This window comes from Streptomyces kurssanovii (genome assembly GCF_040677245.1).
GTDB lineage: Bacteria > Actinomycetota > Actinomycetes > Streptomycetales > Streptomycetaceae > Streptomyces > Streptomyces kurssanovii.
Genome location: NZ_JBFAQK010000005.1, coordinates 1 through 17,634, shown reverse-complemented (window position 1 = coordinate 17,634; position 17,634 = coordinate 1). Strand labels below are relative to the sequence as shown.

General features: G+C 69.2%; 10 protein-coding genes and 1 tRNA gene. 1 reads left to right on the top strand and 10 read right to left on the bottom strand.

Annotated features, from left to right (window positions below):
- Nucleotides 1-143 precede the first annotated feature (143 nt).
- From AB0K36_RS06020 to AB0K36_RS05980, 9 genes are all read right to left on the bottom strand, one after another.
- Nucleotides 144-614 carry a Dps family protein gene (locus AB0K36_RS06020; RefSeq protein ID WP_364588926.1) on the bottom strand — a complete coding sequence of 157 codons (471 nt, stop codon included), beginning with the start codon at nt 612-614 and terminating at the stop codon, nt 144-146.
- A 180-nt stretch (nt 615-794) separates the two neighbouring features.
- Nucleotides 795-1,175 (bottom strand): helix-turn-helix domain-containing protein, encoded by a 381-nt coding sequence (locus tag AB0K36_RS06015; protein WP_364588923.1) that lies wholly within the window; start codon nt 1,173-1,175, stop codon nt 795-797.
- 109 nt (nt 1,176-1,284) lie between these two features.
- Nucleotides 1,285-1,794, bottom strand: a complete 510-nt coding sequence (locus AB0K36_RS06010) for a CinA family protein (RefSeq protein ID WP_364588920.1) — start codon at nt 1,792-1,794, stop codon at nt 1,285-1,287.
- Nucleotides 1,791-2,456: a CDP-diacylglycerol--glycerol-3-phosphate 3-phosphatidyltransferase gene (gene pgsA / locus AB0K36_RS06005; RefSeq protein ID WP_159686267.1), complete on the bottom strand. Its 666-nt coding sequence runs from the start codon at nt 2,454-2,456 to the stop codon at nt 1,791-1,793. The genes AB0K36_RS06010 and pgsA overlap by 4 nt, the downstream gene beginning before the upstream one ends.
- The gene (rimO, locus tag AB0K36_RS06000; protein ID WP_364588917.1) at nt 2,453-3,949 is read right to left on the bottom strand and encodes a 30S ribosomal protein S12 methylthiotransferase RimO; all 1,497 of its coding nucleotides are present in this window, start codon (nt 3,947-3,949) and stop codon (nt 2,453-2,455) included. The genes pgsA and rimO overlap by 4 nt, the downstream gene beginning before the upstream one ends.
- A gap of 72 nt (nt 3,950-4,021) precedes the next feature.
- Nucleotides 4,022-4,843, bottom strand: a complete 822-nt coding sequence (locus AB0K36_RS05995) for a helix-turn-helix domain-containing protein (protein ID WP_364588914.1) — start codon at nt 4,841-4,843, stop codon at nt 4,022-4,024.
- A gap of 190 nt (nt 4,844-5,033) precedes the next feature.
- A complete protein-coding gene (locus AB0K36_RS05990; protein ID WP_364588911.1) occupies nt 5,034-7,790 on the bottom strand; it encodes a DNA translocase FtsK in 2,757 nt (918 codons plus the stop codon).
- Nucleotides 7,791-7,939: 149 nt separating this feature from the next.
- A complete protein-coding gene (locus AB0K36_RS05985; RefSeq protein ID WP_364588908.1) occupies nt 7,940-8,623 on the bottom strand; it encodes a response regulator in 684 nt (227 codons plus the stop codon).
- A 274-nt stretch (nt 8,624-8,897) separates the two neighbouring features.
- On the bottom strand, nt 8,898-14,363 hold the full coding sequence (locus tag AB0K36_RS05980) for a HAMP domain-containing protein (RefSeq protein WP_364588906.1): 5,466 nt from the start codon (nt 14,361-14,363) through the stop codon (nt 8,898-8,900).
- Nucleotides 14,364-14,632: 269 nt separating this feature from the next.
- Here AB0K36_RS05980 and AB0K36_RS05975 point away from each other — a divergent pair, with 269 nt between their 5' ends.
- Nucleotides 14,633-17,281 carry a SpoIIE family protein phosphatase gene (locus AB0K36_RS05975; RefSeq protein ID WP_364588903.1) on the top strand — a complete coding sequence of 883 codons (2,649 nt, stop codon included), beginning with the start codon at nt 14,633-14,635 and terminating at the stop codon, nt 17,279-17,281.
- An 84-nt stretch (nt 17,282-17,365) separates the two neighbouring features.
- Here AB0K36_RS05975 and AB0K36_RS05970 read toward each other — a convergent pair.
- A tRNA-Thr gene (locus AB0K36_RS05970) sits at nt 17,366-17,438 on the bottom strand.
- Nucleotides 17,439-17,634: the final 196 nt, after the last annotated feature.

The window sequence follows — 17,634 nt, the reverse complement described above, 5'->3', positions numbered from 1 at the left end:
GAGCGCGACAACGGGCACGAGGGCCGCCCCGCGTACTGCCATGGCTGCCTCCTCCGGCCCACGCTAATGCGACGCACCGGGCCGCGGGGAGGGCGCACGGTTGGGCGACCCGGCGCGCGCGTGCAGCGATCGTGCGCTCGACGTCACGCGTTCTCCGCTTGGAACATCCACGCGTGCTTCTCGAGGTCCGCGGTGAGCTGGATCAAGATGTCCTGACTCACCGGGTCCGGCTCGGCGGTCGCCTCGATGCGCTCACGCATGCGCCCGATGACGGCCCCCAGCGAATCGATCATGGTCCGCACGACATCGACGTCCTTGATCCAGCCCTCGGGAACGGAGCCGATCGCGCTCTGCGCGGCCACTGTCGCCGCCCGGCCGTCAGGCGCCACGCCCATCGCCGACGCCCGCTCCGCGACCATGTCGGAGTGCTGCCGTGCGGTGTCGACGACCTCGTCGAGCTGCAGGTGCACGGACCTGAAGCGGGGGCCGACCACGTTCCAGTGCACCTGCTTGGCCACCAGGCCGAGGTCCACCAGATCCACCAGCGCACCCTTCAGCGCATCGCCGACCGTCTTGAGGTCCGCATCGGACAGAGTGCTCTTCACGACAGACATCCACGTCCTCCACTCGGTTCGCCGACTACCGTCCACGATTACATAACTACCGAAAAGAGCCATTCGGGACAGACGGTCGAGCACTGCGCCTGCCCAAGCGAAAGGCCCTGACCGGTATCGAGTACCGATCAGGGCCCAGCTCAAACAGAGATACCGTGCGGGATGGTGCAGGACCTGCGATCAGGCGGCGACGACGTCGACCGCTTCCGCGGGTGCCTTGATCGTCACACGCTCCGTCGGCACACCTGCCACCGACGTCACGGAGACGGAACCCAGCATGGGACGTACCGGTGCGGGCACCTCGCCGGCGGCTGCCGACTGGGCCAGTTCGGCCAGCGACAGTTCGTCGCTCACTTCACGCATGAGCTCGGACATCCGTACGTCAAGCGCGTCGCAGATCGCGGAGAGCAGCTCGGAGGATGCCTCCTTCTGCCCCCGCTCCACCTCGGAGAGATAGCCGAGCGAGACTCGGGCGGACGAGGAGACTTCGCGCAGAGTACGGCCCTGGCGCTGGCGCTGCCGACGCAGCACGTCACCAAGCAGGCGACGGAGCAGAATCATCGGTGGCTCCCTCCTCGGACCGCGTAGCCGCATCCTTCACGCCCCACCGTACCGCCTTGCGCGGCGGCCGTGCGGGGAGCGATGTCGTGTTCACTCAGGGCTGCAAACATCAATTCCCCCCGTTCTGTTCCGTATCCTGTGCCCGCGCGTTCTCGCGCAGTTCCTCGTGCAGCAGCTCCAGCACGCTCCGTACACTCTCTCTACGGATTTCCCCGCGGTCGCCGTTCAACCGCAATGCGGCAACTTTCCCGGCTCCCGCCGGTCCCGTGACAGCCACATATACCGTCCCGACGGACCGCCCGTCCTGTGGATCGGGGCCCGCCACCCCGGTGGTCGCCAGACCCCAATCGGCTCCCATGACGTCCCGGACACCGGCCGCCATCTGCGACGCGACCAGCGGATCGACCGGTCCGCACTCCGCCAGAAGGACACCGTCGACGCCCAGAACATCCCTCTTGAGAGTGGTGGCGTACGCCGTGACAGAACCGCGGAAGACCTTCGAGGCCCCGGGCACGGAAGTGAGCTCCGCGGCCACGAGACCGCCCGTGAGGGACTCCGCGGCGGCCAAGGTCTGACCACGCTCCGCAAGCAGCGCCAGGACTGCGGCGGCCTCGCTCACTTCGAGGAGCCCGCCCCGGCCCGCTCGGCAGCGAGCCCCTTGCGCCTCAGCACGATCGCCTGCCGCACGTAGTCGAGGCCGGTGACGACCGTCAGCACCACGGCGAGAGCCATCACCCAGAACCGCAGCGTCGCCAGCGGTCCCGTCAACGCCAGGACGTACATGCCCACAGCGGTGCCCTGCGCGAGCGTCTTCATCTTGCCGCCGCGGCTGGCCGGGATCACCGCGTGCCTGATCACCCAGAACCGCATCAGCGTGATCCCGAGCTCACGGAAGAGGATGACTCCGGTCACCCACCACGGAAGGTCGCCCAGCGCGGAGAGACTGATCAGTCCCGCCGCCATGATCGCCTTGTCGGCGATCGGGTCCGCGATCTTCCCGAAGTCGGTGACCAGGTTGTACGTGCGGGCGAGGTGCCCGTCGAAGATGTCGGTGATCATGGCGACGGCGAACGCCGCCCATGCCCAGGCCCGCCAGGCCGGGTCGTAGCCGCCGTCCTGCAGCAGCAGCACGACGAAGGCCGGCACGAGGACGAGCCGCACCATGGTCAGAATATTGGCGATGTTCCACAGGCTGGCCTGATTGACGGCCGCAGCGCCCAGCTTGCCGCCGGGCGCCGGCCTTCCGGTCCCGCCCGCCGCGGATGCCGGCACTCCGGTCATCTGCCCGCCTCCTCGTCAGGGGTCCGGGAGCCGGCCCCCAGGACCTCGCAGTACTCGGCCACCAGGTCGACACCGTCGGTGCCCACGACCTTCGCCACGACCATACGACCGGGCTCGAGGCCCTCGCCCGACGTGAAGACGACCTGTCCGTCGGTCTCCGGCGCCTGGTGAGCGGCACGCCCCACCGCGCCGTCCTCGTCGTCGACGGACTCCACGAGTACCTCAAGGGTCTCACCCAGGCGCTCCTCCGCCCGTTGGGCGGTGAGCTCGTCGGCGATGCGCGACATGTGCTCGAGCCGCTCCGCGATGACGTCGGCGTCCAGCTTGCCGTCGTAGCCGACGGCCTCTGTGCCCTCTTCGTCGCTGTATCCGAAGACACCGACGGCATCCAGGCGCGCGGCCGAGATGAAGCGTTCCAGCTCCGCGAAGTCCGCCTCGGTCTCGCCCGGGAAACCGACGATGAAGTTCGAGCGCACGCCGGCCTGCGGAGCCTTGCCGCGGATGGTCTCCAGCAGCTCGAGGAACCGCTCCGTGTCACCGAAGCGGCGCATCGCCCGCAGCACGCCCGGCGCGGAGTGCTGGAAGGACAGGTCGAAGTACGGGGCGACCTTCGGGGTCGAGGTGAGGACGTCGATCAGCGCGGGACGCATCTCGGCCGGCTGCAGATAGCTGACGCGGACCCGCTCGATGCCGTCGACGGCCGCCAGCTCGGGCAGCAGCGTCTCGAGCAGACGGATGTCGCCGAGGTCCTTGCCGTAGGAGGTGTTGTTCTCGGAGACCAGCATGATCTCCTTGACGCCCTGCTCCGCCAGCCAGCGCGTCTCGCCGAGGACATCGCTCGGACGGCGCGAGATGAAGGAGCCGCGGAAGGACGGGATGGCGCAGAAGGAGCAGCGCCGGTCGCAGCCGGAGGCCAGCTTCACGGAGGCGACGGGGCTCGTTCCGAGCCGCCGCCGCAGCGGCGCGCGCGGTCCGGACTCCGGGGCGACGCCTTCCGGCAGGTCCTCGGGCGCCGGGGCCACCTCGCCGTGGCCGGGCAGTGCCACGTCGGTCGCCTGCTGCCGTTCGACGGGGCTCAGCGGCAGGAGCTTGCGCCGGTCGCGGGGGGTGTGGGAGGCGTGGACGCCGCCGCTGAGGATGGTCTGCAGGCGGTCGGAGATGTCGGCGTAGTCGTCGAATCCGAGCACGCCGTCGGCCTCCGGGAGGGCCTCCGCGAGATCCTTGCCGTACCGCTCCGCCATGCAGCCGACGGCGACGACGGCCTGGGTTCTGCCGTGATCCTTGAGATCGTTGGCTTCCAGCAGGGCGTCGACGGAGTCCTTCTTGGCGGCTTCGACGAATCCGCAGGTGTTGACGACGGCGACGTCGGCGTCGGAGGCGTCCTCGACGAGCTCCCAGCCGTCCGCTGCCAAGCGGCCTGCAAGCTCCTCCGAGTCCACCTCGTTACGGGCGCATCCGAGAGTGACAAGGGCGACGGTACGGCGTTCGGGCATGGGCTCAAGACTACTTTGTCCCGGCGCGGGCCCCGGCCGCGAGGGTCGGGGCCCGTGCCGGGACAAAGGGGCTCAGCCGACCTCGGGGTCACCCTTGGTGTAGGAGAGCCGTTCGACGCCGCCCATCTTGAATTCGTCCTTGACCTTCTTGCCGTTCACGAACAGCTCGATCGCCCCGGCGTTGCCGAGGATCAGGTCGACGCGCTCGTCGTCCTGGAAGGTCTTGGTCTCGCCCTTGAGCAGCAGCCCGTCGAAGAGCAGCTTGCCGTTGTGCGATTTGGCGGAGATCCAGCTCTTGTCGCCGGTGGCGGACAGCTTCACCGTGACCTTGTCCTTCGGCAGGGCCGCGATGGCACTGTCCGAAGGCTCGGGCTTGGGATCGGCGGGCTTGGTCGTCCGGGCGTCGGTGGGAGTGGGCTTCGTGCCGGACGCGGGGCCTTCCGCGACATTGCCGCCGCTGGTCTCCCCGTCGCTGAAGAGCGTGAAGCCGGAGAAGCCGACCACGACGACGATCGCCGCGACCATCGCCGCGGTCCAGTTGGGGCGGCGACGCTCGGGACGGATGCGCTCGGCTTCGAACAGCGGGGCGGCAGGCGTCGGGGCCGGCCGGCCGCCGTGCTCGTCGTCGAACTGCTCGACGAGCGGTTCGGGATCGAGCCCGACGGCGCGGGCGAGCATACGGATGTGCCCGCGGGCGTACACGTCGCCGCCGCAACGGGAGAAGTCGTCCTCCTCGATCGCGTGCACGATGGGGATGCGCACCCGGGTGGAGGTACTGACCTCGTCAACGGTGAGGCCTGCGCCGACACGCGCCTGCTGGAGCACGTGGCCGATCGAAGGCCGGTCGTCTTCGACTGAAGGCCGGTCGTCTTCGGGGGAGTTGCCGATGGACACGGGGGCGCCTTTCGAGCGTGTAACCACCTGCTGGAGGTTCAGTCTATGGGTGGTACGAAAGGGTGGGGCAACCGGGCGGTGGAGCTTTGTACGCCATCGGAATGGCCGGGCGGTCCCGGGGTCGGGACATCTGTACATCCCTCCCTCCAACTTGACGTACGACCAAGGGAAACGGTTGCCCGCAAAACCCTTACGAGTGAGTCTCTCCCCGGATCACGGCGAGCACTCCATCCAGTTCGTCCGGTTTCACGAGAACGTCGCGGGCCTTCGAGCCTTCGCTGGGGCCGACGATGTTCCGCGACTCCATGAGGTCCATCAGCCGTCCCGCCTTCGCGAAACCCACGCGCAGCTTGCGCTGCAGCATCGACGTGGAGCCGAACTGCGTGGAAACGACGAGCTCGGCGGCCTGGCAGAGCAGATCGAGATCGTCGCCGATGTCCTCGTCGATCTCCTTCTTCTGCTTCGTGCCGACGACGACGTCGTCCCGGAAGACCGGGGCCATCTGGTCCTTGCAGTGGCGGACGACCGCGGCGACCTCCTCCTCCGTCACGAAGGCGCCCTGCATACGGGTGGGCTTGTTGGCGCCCATGGGCAGGAAGAGGCCGTCGCCCTTGCCGATCAGCTTCTCCGCGCCCGGCTGGTCGAGGATGACCCGGCTGTCGGCGAGGGAGGAGGTGGCGAAGGCGAGCCGGGAGGGCACGTTCGCCTTGATCAGGCCGGTGACGACGTCGACCGACGGCCGCTGGGTGGCCAATACCAGATGGATGCCCGCCGCGCGCGCCAGCTGCGTGATGCGGACGATCGCGTCCTCGACGTCCCGCGGCGCGACCATCATGAGGTCGGCCAGCTCGTCCACGATGACGAGCAGGTAGGGATACGGCTGGAGCTCGCGCTCGCTGCCCTCCGGCGGCTTGACCTTGCCGTTGCGCACGGCCTGGTTGAAGTCGTCGATGTGGCGGAAGCCGTAGGCGGCGAGGTCGTCGTAGCGAAGGTCCATCTCACGCACGACCCACTGCAGGGCCTCCGCGGCCCGCTTCGGGTTCGTGATGATCGGCGTGATCAGGTGCGGAATGCCCTCGTAGGCGGTGAGCTCGACCCGCTTGGGGTCGACCAGCACCATCCGCACGTCCTCCGGCGTCGCTCTTATCATCACGGAAGTGATCAGGCAATTGATGCACGAGGACTTGCCGGAGCCCGTGGCGCCCGCGACCAGGACGTGCGGCATCTTCGCCAGGTTGGCCATCACATAGCCGCCCTCGACGTCCTTGCCGAGCGCGACGAGCATCGGGTGGTCGTCCTCCGCGGCGTCCGCGAGGCGCAGCACGTCGCCGAGGTTGACCATCTCGCGGTCGGTGTTCGGGATCTCGATGCCGACGGCGGACTTGCCGGGGATCGGCGAGATGATCCGCACGTCAGGGCTGGCGACCGCGTACGCGATGTTCTTGGTCAGGGCCGTGATCCGCTCGACCTTCACGGCGGGACCGAGCTCCACCTCGTACCGCGTGACCGTCGGACCCCGGGTGAAGCCGGTGACAGCCGCGTCGACCTTGAACTCCATGAACACGTTGGTCAGCGAAGCCACCACCGCGTCGTTCGCGGCGCTACGGGTCTTGCCAGGGCCACCTCGCTCGAGCAGGTCCAGCGACGGCAGCGAGTAGGTGATGTCGCCCGACAGCTGAAGCTGCTCGGCCCGCGGCGGCAGGGGCTGGGACTCGTCGGGCGCCGGCTTCGTCAGGTCTGGCACGGCTCCCTTCGCCCCGGGGGCCTTCTGCCCGCGGCCGGGTGTCTCGGGTTCGCGTGCGGTGGGGACCGGTGATGCGGCACGCTGCCGCTCTGCGGTGACGTCCCGGGTGAGGTCGGCGACGAGCGGCGAGGGCGGCATGCCGTTCAGTACGGCTCCGTCGAGCGCGGCGGCCGCGGCCGCGGCCACGTCCACCGCGTCCATCTCCCTGCCCAGAGCCGGCTGGGCCGACGGCCTCCGCGGCCGGCGGCGCCGGGAGAGGGCCTCCTCCTCCGCCGCGTCCGGGCCGGTTTCCGCGGCGGCGCCGCGGCCGGCCGAGCGGCCCGGGCGGGCGGGCAGAGCCTCGCGCCACTGCTCGTCGTACCGCTCGTCGTCCGTGTCGGCGTCGGGGCCGGGCAGCGGCTCGATGATGCCGAGCTTGGAGCCGAGCAGCCGCAGTCGCTGCGGGATGGCGTTGACGGGCGTGGCGGTGACCACGAGCAGCCCGAAGACGGTGAGCAGTACGAGCAGCGGCACCGCGAGCACCTCGCCCATGGCGAAGATCAGCGGTTTGGACACGGCCCAGCCGATCAGGCCGCCCGCGTCCTGGATGGCCTCGGTCCCCTCGCCCCGGCCGGGCGAGCCGCACGCCATGTGGACCTGGCCGAGTACACCGAGGACCAGCGCGGAAAGGCCGATGACGATACGGCCGTTGGCCTCCGGCCGTTCCGGGAAGAGGATCAGCCGCACGGCGATCGCGCCCAGCAGTATCGGCGCGAGCAGATCGAGCCTGCCGAAGGCGCCGGTGACGAGCATTTCGACGAGATCGCCGACGGGGCCGCGCAGATTCGACCAGGTACCCGCCGCGACGATCAGGGCCAGGCCGAGCAGCAGCAGTGCCAGCCCGTCCTTGCGGTGCGCCGGGTCGAGGCCCTTGGCTCCACGCCCTATGCCGCGGAACATCGCTCCGACGGCGTGCGCGATCCCCAGCCAGACGGCGCGCACCAGGCGGTACACACCGCCGGTGGGAGACGGGGCGGGCTTCGGCGCGGCCGCCTTCTTGGCCGCCGCCTTCTTCGCGGGCGCCTTTTTCGGGGGCACAGCCTTCTTGGCAGCGCTCTTCTTGGCGGGCGCTGCCTTCTTCGCGGCGCCGGTCGTACGGCCGGCGCGCGGCTTCGCGGTGCCCGCCGTGCCCTGGGAACCCTTGCCGGACGTACGTGAGGCCATGGTGGTGAGGTTACCGGTGTCGACCGCAGCGGACACGTGTGCCCACTGCTTCACCCGTTCGTGTCGTTGCTGATGATGCGTGGAACTGACGTGGCATCAAGCGCCGGTCAGGCGCCGTCGGGTGGGTGACACCCGGCGCCCGACCGGCGTCAGCTCTGCGAGGGAACGTTCGGTGAGCCGCCGCCCGTGCCGGGCTCCAAGGCGTCAAGAGCCCTGCGCAGTCCGGTGAGTTTGCGCTCGAGGTGGGCGGCCGTGGCCACGGCCGCCGCGTCCGCCGAGTCGTCGTCGAGCTGTTTGGAGAGCGCCTCCGCCTGCTCTTCGACGGCGGCGAGCCGCGCGGACAGTTCGGCGAGGAGACCCGCGGATTCCCGGCCGGCTCCCGTCTCCGCCTGGTTGCCGCCCTCGAGCTGGAGCCGCAGCAGCGCCGCCTGCTCCCGCAGTTGGCAGTTCTTCATGTAGAGCTCGACGAAGACGGAGACCTTCGCGCGCAGCACCCAGGGGTCGAACGGCTTGGAGATGTAGTCCACGGCGCCCGCGGCGTAGCCGCGGAAGGTGTGATGGGGGCCGTGGTTGATCGCGGTCAGGAAGATGATCGGAATGTCACGCGTCCGCTCCCGGCGCTTGATGTGCGCGGCGGTCTCGAATCCGTCCATTCCAGGCATCTGGACATCCAGCAGAATGACCGCGAAGTCGTCCGTCAGTAGCGCCTTGAGCGCTTCCTCCCCTGACGATGCCCGCACCAGCGTCTGATCGAGCGCTGAGAGAATGGCCTCCAACGCGAGCAGATTCTCCGGCCTGTCATCGACCAGGAGGATCTTGGCCTTCTGCACCATGCCCCGTCCTCCTCGCCCCGGCATGGGGTCTCCCCAGCTCGATGAGCCGGGGGACGCACCGGGCGCCGCCCCAGGGGACGACTCCCTTGCGCCGCCCGTCCTTGTGCCGGTCATCGTAGCCGCACCCCGCCCGTCGCCACACCCTGTCACCGTGATGTCACTGTGCACGTACCGCAAACGTGGGGGGAGACCGGATAGTTCCCCGGATACTCCCCTCTCACACGCCTCCGGCCAAAGTCGATCAGGGACTCGCACACAATCACACGACCTGCTGTCACTTCTCGCGCATCCACTGCTCCATCACCGACAGAAGGTGATCGGGATCCACCGGCTTGGTCACGTAGTCGGACGCTCCCGACTCGATGGCCTTCTCCCGGTCGCCCTTCATGGCCTTCGCCGTGAGCGCGATGATCGGCAGACCGGCGAACTGGGGCATCCGCCGGATCGCCGTGGTCGTCGCGTACCCGTCCATCTCCGGCATCATGATGTCCATCAGTACGACAGTCACATCGTCGTGCTGCTCAAGGACTTCGATGCCCTCCCGGCCGTTCTCCGCGTACAGCACCGACAGCCCGTGCTGCTCCAGAACGCTGGTGAGCGCGAAGACATTGCGGATGTCGTCGTCGACGATCAGGACCTTCTCGCCGTCGAAGGTGAACACCCGCCGCTGCTCCGGGCCCTCCTGCTCGCCGGTCGCCCACGGCTCCTGTCCGGGCGTCTCCCCCGGCTGCCCCGCGCTCCGCGACGGCTCCAGGGCCGCCTGGGCCTTGCGTCGCCGCCGCAGCAGGGCCGCGGGGCCGGTGGGAGCCGCCTGGGTCGGCTGCGGCCGCACCTGCGCCCCGCCGTCCTCCGCGACGCCCTCCTCGCCCGGACGGCTTCCGACACCGCCCGGTCCGAGCTGCGGGTAGCCCTGCGGCGGCAGTTCGCTCGGGTGGAGCGGCAGGTAGAGCGTGAACGTCGAACCGCGCCCCGGCTCGCTCGCCGCGTGGATCTCGCCGCCGAGCAGCCGCGCGATCTCCCGGCTGATCGACAGCCCGAGGCCCGTACCGCCGTACTTACGGCTGGTCGTCCCGTCGGCCTGCTTGAAGGCCTCGAAGATCACCCGCATCTTGCCGGCCGCGATCCCGATGCCCGTGTCGGTCACGGAGAAGGCGATCAGGTCCCCGTCCGGGTCGCGCAGCGATCCCGCCTCCAGCAACTGCTCGCGGATCGACTGCGGCACATCCGCACCGGCCGGCCTGATCACCAGCTCGACGGCACCGCTGTCGGTGAACTTCACCGCGTTCGACAGCAGGTTGCGCAGCACCTGCAGCAACCGCTGTTCGTCGGTGTGCAACGTCGCCGGCAGCTCCGGCGAGACACGGACGGAGAAGTCGAGTCCCTTCTCCGCCGTCAGCGGCCGGAACGTCGCCTCGACGTAGTCCACCAGCTGCACCAGCGCGATACGGGTCGGGCTCACGTCCATCTTGCCCGCCTCGACCTTGGACAGGTCGAGGATGTCGTTGATCAGCTGCAGCAGATCGGACCCGGCACCGTGGATCGTCTCCGCGAACTCCACCTGCTTCGGGGAGAGATTGCCCTCCGCGTTGTCCGCGAGCAGCTTGGCCAGGATCAGCAGGGAGTTGAGCGGCGTCCGCAGCTCGTGCGACATGTTCGCCAGGAACTCCGACTTGTAGCGCATGGAGACCGCGAGCTGTTCCGCCCGCTCCTCCAGCACCTGCCGGGCCTCCTCGATCTCGGTGTTCTTCACCTCGATGTCGCGGTTCTGCTGCGCCAGCAGCTCCGCCTTCTCCTCCAGCTCGGCGTTGGACGCCTGGAGCGCCTTCTGCCGGTTCTCCAGCTCGGCGGAGCGCTCACGCAGCTGCTCCGTCAGCTCCTGCGACTGCTTGAGCAGCACCTCGGTCTTCGTGTTGACGCTGATCGTGTTGACGCTCGTCGCGATCATCTCGGCGATCTGGTTCAGGAAGTCCCGCTGGATCTGCGTGAACGGCTGGAACGACGCCAGCTCGATGACTCCGAGGACCTTCCCCTCGAACAGCACCGGCAGCACGATCACATAGGCGGGCGACGCCTCACCCAGCCCCGAGGAGATCCGCAGGTAGCCCGGCGGAACGTTGACCTGGATGGTCCGCTTCTCCTCCGCCGCTGTCCCGATGAGGGTCTCCCCCGGCCGGAACGACGTCGGCATCAGACCGGCCGAGTATCCGTAACTGCCGCGCATGCACAGCTCGTACGACTCCCCGCCCCCGGTCTCCTGGCCGTTGCCCGCGGGCACGGCCAGGAAGAAGGCGCCGTGCTGCGCCGAGACGACCGGGGTGAGCTCGCTCATGATCAGCGACGCGACGTCGTCGAGGTCGCGCCGGCCCTGCATCAGACCGGAGATACGGGCCAGGTTGCCCTTGAGCCAGTCCTGCTCCTCGTTGGCGAGGGTGGTGTCGCGCAGGTTGGCGATCATCGTGTTGATGTTGTCCTGCAGCACCTGGATCTCGCCGGCGGCGTCCACATCGATCTTGAGGTTCAGATCGCCGCGGGTGACCGCGGTCGCGACGGCCGCGATGGCACGCACCTGACGGGTCAGGTTCCCGGCCATCTCGTTCACCGACTCGGTCAGGTCGCGCCAGGTGCCGTCGACGTCACGGACCCGGGCCTGACCGCCCAGCTGTCCGTCGGTGCCCACCTCGCGGGCGACCCTGGTGACCTCCTCCGCGAACGAGGACAGCTGGTCGACCATGGTGTTGATGGTGGTCTTCAGCTCGAGGATCTCACCCCGTGCATCGATGTCGATCTTGCGCGTCAGGTCGCCCTTGGCGATGGCGGTGGTGACGGTCGCGATCTGGCGCACCTGACCGGTCAGGTTGGACGCCATCGAGTTCACCGACTCGGTCAGGTCCTTCCAGGTGCCGGAGACCCCGGGCACCCGCGCCTGACCGCCGAGGCGGCCATCGGTGCCCACCTCACGGGCCACCCGGGTCACCTCGTCGGCGAACGACGACAGCGTGCGCACCATCGTGTTCACGGTGTCGGCGAGCTCCGCGACCTCGCCACGCGCCTCCACCGTGACCTTCTTCGTCAGGTCGCCGTTGGCGACCGCCGCGGAGACACGGGAGATGTTGCGCACCTGGCTGGTGAGGTTGTTGGCCATCAGGTTGACGTTGTCGCTGAGGTCCTTCCAGATGCCGGTCACACCGCGGACCCGCGCCTGGCCGCCCAGCACTCCCTCCGTACCCACCTCGCGGGCGACCCTGGTCACCTCGTCCGCGAAGTCGGACAGCTGGTCGACCATGGTGTTGACGGTGGTCACCAGCTCGAGGATCTCGCCCTTCGCGTCGACGGTGATCTTCTTCGACAGGTCGCCCTTGGCGACCGCCGTCGTCACCTCCGCGATGTTGCGCACCTGACTGGTGAGGTTGTTGGCCATGAAGTTGACGGACTGGGTGAGGTCCTTCCAGGTGCCGGAGACACCCTGTACCTCCGCCTGACCGCCGAGGATGCCCTCGGTGCCCACCTCGCGGGCGACCCTGGTGACCTGCTCCGCGAAGTTCGACAGCTGGTCGACCATCGTGTTGAGGGTGTTCTTCAGCTCGAGGATCTCGCCCCGCGCATCGACGTCGATCTTCTGCGACAGGTCACCGCGCGCCACCGCCGTGGCGACCTGCGCGATGTTGCGGACCTGCGCCGTGAGGTTTCCGGCCATGCCGTTCACGGAGTCGGTCAGGTCGCGCCACACGCCTGCCACGCCCGGCACCTGGGCCTGACCGCCGAGGCGGCCGTCCGTGCCCACCTCGCGGGCGACCCTGGTGACCTGCTCCGCGAAGGCGGAAAGCTGGTCGACCATGGTGTTGATGGTGTTCTTCAGCTCGAGGATCTCGCCCCGCGCGTCCACGTCGATCTTCTGAGACAGGTCACCGCGGGCCACCGCCGTCGTCACCTGAGCAATCTGGCGCACCTGCGACGTCAGATTGCCGGCCATGAAGTTGACGGAGTCCGTCAGCTCCTTCCAGGTCCCGCTGACGCCGTCCACCCGGGCCTGGCCGCCGAGGCGGCCCTCCGTACCCACGTCCCTGGCCATGCGCGTGACCTGGTCGGCGAAGGAGGACAGCTGCGCGACCATCGTGTTGACGGTGTTCTTCAGCTCCAGCATCTCGCCCGCGACATCCACGGTGACCTTCTGCGACAGGTCACCGTTGGCCACCGCGGTCGTCACCTGCGCGATGTCACGCACCTGACCGGTGAGGTTCCGGAACGCGGTGTTCACCGAATCGGTGAGGTCCTTCCACGTACCCGCCGCACCCGGCACCTCGGCCTGGCCGCCGAGGCGGCCCTCGACACCGACCTCGCGGGCGACCCGCGTCACCTCGGAACCGAAGGACTGCAGCTGGTCCACCATCGTGTTGACGGTGTTCTTCAGCTCCAGCATCTCGCCCGCGACATCCACGGTGACCTTCTGCGACAGGTCACCGTTGGCCACGGCCGTCGTCACCTGCGCGATGTCACGCACCTGTGTGGTCAGGTTCCGGAAGACGGTGTTCACCGAATCGGTGAGGTCCTTCCACGTACCCGCCGCACCCGGCACCTGCGCCTGACCACCGAGCAGGCCTTCCGCGCCGACCTCGCTGGCGACGCGCGTGACCTCGTCCGCGAACGTCCGCAGCGTCTCGGTCATCTGGTTGATGGTCTCCGCGAGCTGGGCCACCTCGCCCCGTGCGTTGACCGTGACCTTCTGCGACAGGTCACCGTTGGCGACGGCCGTCGTCACCTCCGCGATGCCGCGCACCTGCGAGGTGAGGTTTCCGGCCATCGTGTTCACCGAATCGGTGAGGTCCTTCCACACGCCGGCCACACCGGGAACGGTCGCCTGACCGCCCAGCTCGCCTTCGGTGCCCACTTCCCGGGCCACCCGGGTCACCTCGGAGGAGAAGGACGACAGCTGGTCGACCATCGTGTTGACGGTGTCCTTCAGCTGAAGCATCTCGCCGGCCACATGAACCGTGACCTTGCGGGACAGATCGCCCTTCGCGACGGCCGTCGTGACGAGAGCGATGTCACGCACCTGCGCGGTCAGCCGGTACGCCATGGTGTTGACCGAATCCGTGAGGTCCTTCCACGAACCGGACATACCGCGCACCTGAGCCTGGCCGCCGAGCTTGCCCTCCGTGCCCACCTCTAGCGCGACCCGCGTCACTTCGTCGGTAAACGCCGACAGCTGGTCGACCAGGCTGTTGACCGTGCGTGCGACCTTCAGGAACTCGCCGCGCAGCGGGCGCACCGCCGCTGCCCCGTCCTGACCGTCCGCGGCGGGCGAGCGCAGCTCCATACGCTGCTCGAGATCACCGTCAGCGACCGCGGAGAGCACCCGTCCGACCTCGGACACGGGCCGTGCCAGGTCGTCCACCAGCTCGTTCGCCGCGTCGACGGCCGCCGCCCAGGACCCCTCGCAGGCGCCCGTCTCCAGCCGCTCCGTGAGCTTTCCCTCACGGCCGACCATCCTGCGGACTCTCGCGATCTCACCCGTGAGGTGGAGATTCCGGTCGGCGACCTCGTTGAAGACAGCCGCGATCTCGGCCATCACACCGTCGCCGGACACCGTCAGACGGCGCCGGAAATTCCCGTCGCGCATCGTCACCAGCGCCGCCAGCAGCCTGTTCAGGGCCGCCGTATCGACTTCGGTTGTCCCATTGCTCCGGGACCGTCCGCCTTTCGCGCGCGTGTCCTTCGCCCGCGCCGTCACGCCAGACTCCACCGTGTCCCTCCCGCAGGGGTTGACCGTTACTGCCTGGGCCGTCTCAGGAAGCCTGCCCAGTGTTTCACCATGCCGGAACCAGGCGATAACAGTTCGGCAGCTTCGCATAGCGTCCCCACCCCCGCAGGGCGGAAACAGCGGCAACCGGCATCCGCTCGGACAGCGAAGGTAAGTAACCTGGCATCCGGCTGTCCAACCGCCCCGGTCCGCCCGGCGGGGGCGGTGTGGTGCTCGTTCCACCACCGGGCACCGGGAGGGGTAGGCCGATCATGGCAGAGCCGGGCGTCGAGACGCGTACGAGGAGTTCTGTGATCACCGCGCGGGCGGCCGCCAGCTTCGACCCTGTCGGGCGGTCCGTCGCGACCGCCCGTGCCTTCGTCCGCGACACCCTCCAGGGGTGGGGATATTCCGACGTGGTGGACGACGCGGTGGTGCTCACCAGCGAGCTCGTCACCAACGCCGTCGTCCATGCGGGAACTTCCGCGGACGTGCTGTGCCTGCGCTCCGAGGACGGCGTCCGCGTCGAGGTCGCGGACCGCTATCCCGAGCGGGAGGTCCCGATACAGGGCGCCGGCCGCGCCATCGCGAACCTCGACAGCGAGAACGGTCGCGGGCTGCTGCTGTGCGCGGCGCTCGCCTCCCGGTGGGGCGTCGAGTACACCCCCACCCACAAGACGGTGTGGTTCCAACTGGATCTGCCCCAGCGGCCCGTGGGCACCAGGTCGGCCGGCCCGGTGCTGCCCACCGCGATGCTTCCGGTGGCCGAGGAACGGGTACGGGTCGCCGTCGCCCAGATCGACCGAAGCGGCACGATCTCCGCCTGGAACGAGGACGCGGAGCGTCTCTTCGGTTATGCGGCGGACCAGGTCGTCGGCAAGCCGCTCACCGACCTGGCGGCCTGGCCGCAGACACCGGGCATCGGAACCGGCATCGCCGAAGCCCTTCGGATGTCCCGCTGGGAGGGCAGCTACGGAATTCGCGGCCTGGACGGCCGTGTCCTCCCGGTTTACGCCTCCCACCTGCGGGTACGAGACGCGGACGGCGAACCCTCCACGGTCTGCCTCCTGGTGCGCGACGACGAGCGTGCCGTGCTGCAGACCCCTCAGCGGACGCCGGACAGCGGCGCGGAGCACCGCAGCACGGACCCGTTCGAGGTCTTCATCGGCTCCCCCGCCCCCGACGATCTCGACGGCCTGCTCCAGCGCACCGTCGAACGGGCCAGGGACATGCTCGACGGCGACGCCGCGTTCCTGCTCCTCGCCACCGACGACGAGACGGAGCTCGAGGTACGGGCCACGACAGGCCTTCCCTCCGCCCGTCAGCGCTTCGCACGCGTCCCGGTGGAAGCGGGCGCGGGGCGTTACGGCTCCGCCCGCATGCCGGCGGTCCACGAGGACCTCACGGCTGTCCCCGGCGCCGTCCCGCTCCTCAACTCCACCGGCATGCGCTCGGTGGTCACCGTGCCGCTGAAGGTCGAGGGCCGGCTCACCGGTTCCCTCGGCGTGGCCGCCGAATCCGCGGGCCGCTACTCCAACGAGGAGGCCCTGCGGCTCCAGTTCGCCGCCGACCGGATCGCCCTGGCCGTCGAATCGGCCCGCCTCGGCGAACTGGAACGGCTACGCCGCGGCTCCCTTTCCTTCCTCGTCGAGGCCTCCGACCTGCTGGCCGGCACCCTCGACCGGGACCAGACGCTCGCCCTGATGGCGCAGATGACGGTCCCGACGCTCGCCACCTGGTGCGCGGTCTATACGATCGCCGACCAGTCGTCCGAGCCGTACCTCAGCTATGTGCTGCACGAGGACGAGGAACGCATCGACGGCCTCAAGGCACTCCTGTCGAAGATCGACCCCCCGGACCCCGTCCCGACTCCCGGCGCCCGCGTATGGAACGCACCCGCGGAGGCCGCCCAGCGCGCCGCACTGCTCGCCTCCAAGCGTGAACTGGGCCTCGGCTCCACCCCGCCCGTCTCCTCGGGAATCGGCACCACCCTCGCCACGGCGGCCGCGGTCGGAGGCGAGACCGTCGTCCTGCCGCTCGTGGCCCGTAACCGCGTGATCGGCATGCTGACCCTCGGCAAGCCCTCCGACGACCACTTCCGCCAGGAGATCCTGGAACTGGCAGAAGACCTTTCCCGCCGGGCGGCCCTGGCGCTCGACAACTCCCGGCTCTATTCGGAGCGCGTGGCGATCAGCCAGTCCCTGCAGCGCAGCCTGCTGCCGCCGGAGCTGCCACTGATCGAGGGCGTCGAGGTGGAGGTCATCTACCGCGCCGCGGGTGAGGGCAACGAGGTCGGCGGCGACTTCTACGACCTGTTCCCCATCCGGGACGGCGCGTACGGCTTCGCCATCGGCGACGTCTGCGGCACGGGCCCCGAGGCCGCGGCCGTCACGGGCCTGGCCCGCCACGCTCTGCGTCTGCTGGCCCGGGAGGGCTTCGGAGGCCCCGCGGTCCTGGAGCGGCTGAATGCGGCCATTCTCGACGAGGGCGCCCGTAGCCGGTTCCTGACGCTCCTCTACGGCGAATTGTGGCCGCAGGAGGACGGCAGCGCGATCCTCAAGGTCGTGTGCGCCGGCCACCCGCTGCCGCTACGGCTGCGCCAGGACGGCACCGTGGAGCCGGCGGCCGAACCGCAGCCGCTGCTCGGCGTGATGGAGGACCTGGAGCTGTACGAGCAGATGGTGACGCTCGATCCGGGCGACGTCCTGCTGTGTGTGACCGACGGCGTCACCGAACGCCGCGAGGGCACACGCATGCTGGGTGACGACGGCCTGAGCGACGTTCTGACGACCTGCACGGGGCTCACCGCCGGTGCGGTGGCGGCCCGGGTGCTGAGGGCCGTGGAGCGCTTCGCGGCGGAACCGGCGTCGGACGACATGGCCATCCTTGCGATGCGAGTCCCGGAGCCCCACAACACCTGACGGCAGCTGAGGGCGCTGACCGCGTCAGCGAATGGGCACACGAAGAAGGCCCCCGCCTTTCGGCGGGGGCCTTTCTTTGTCCGGAGCCCCCAAACGGAATCGAACCGTTGACCTTCTCCTTACCATGGAGACGCTCTACCGACTGAGCTATAGGGGCCTGTTGCCCTGCGGCAACGGGATAAAGCATACCCTGCATCAGGGGATGCTCATAACCACCGGCCGAGGCAATCCGGGCCGCCCGTTTCCGACCATACTGGTGCCGGCCTGTGCAGTGGCCCCCTGAACGCAGGAAAGCCCCGCACCAGAGGTGCGGGGCTTTCCCACAATGATTGTTCGGCGGCGTCCTACTCTCC

What these genes read in the sequence shown, in the direction of transcription:
- AB0K36_RS06020 (WP_364588926.1), bottom strand. Translation starts at nt 614, where the DNA reads ATGTCTGTCGTGAAGAGCACTCTGTCCGATGCGGACCTCAAGACGGTC.
- AB0K36_RS06015 (WP_364588923.1), bottom strand. Translation starts at nt 1,175, where the DNA reads ATGATTCTGCTCCGTCGCCTGCTTGGTGACGTGCTGCGTCGGCAGCGC.
- pgsA (WP_159686267.1), bottom strand. Translation starts at nt 2,456, where the DNA reads ATGACCGGAGTGCCGGCATCCGCGGCGGGCGGGACCGGAAGGCCGGCG.
- rimO (WP_364588917.1), bottom strand. Translation starts at nt 3,949, where the DNA reads ATGCCCGAACGCCGTACCGTCGCCCTTGTCACTCTCGGATGCGCCCGT.
- AB0K36_RS05990 (WP_364588911.1), bottom strand. Translation starts at nt 7,790, where the DNA reads ATGGCCTCACGTACGTCCGGCAAGGGTTCCCAGGGCACGGCGGGCACC.
- AB0K36_RS05985 (WP_364588908.1), bottom strand. Translation starts at nt 8,623, where the DNA reads ATGGTGCAGAAGGCCAAGATCCTCCTGGTCGATGACAGGCCGGAGAAT.
- AB0K36_RS05975 (WP_364588903.1), top strand. Translation starts at nt 14,633, where the DNA reads ATGGCAGAGCCGGGCGTCGAGACGCGTACGAGGAGTTCTGTGATCACC.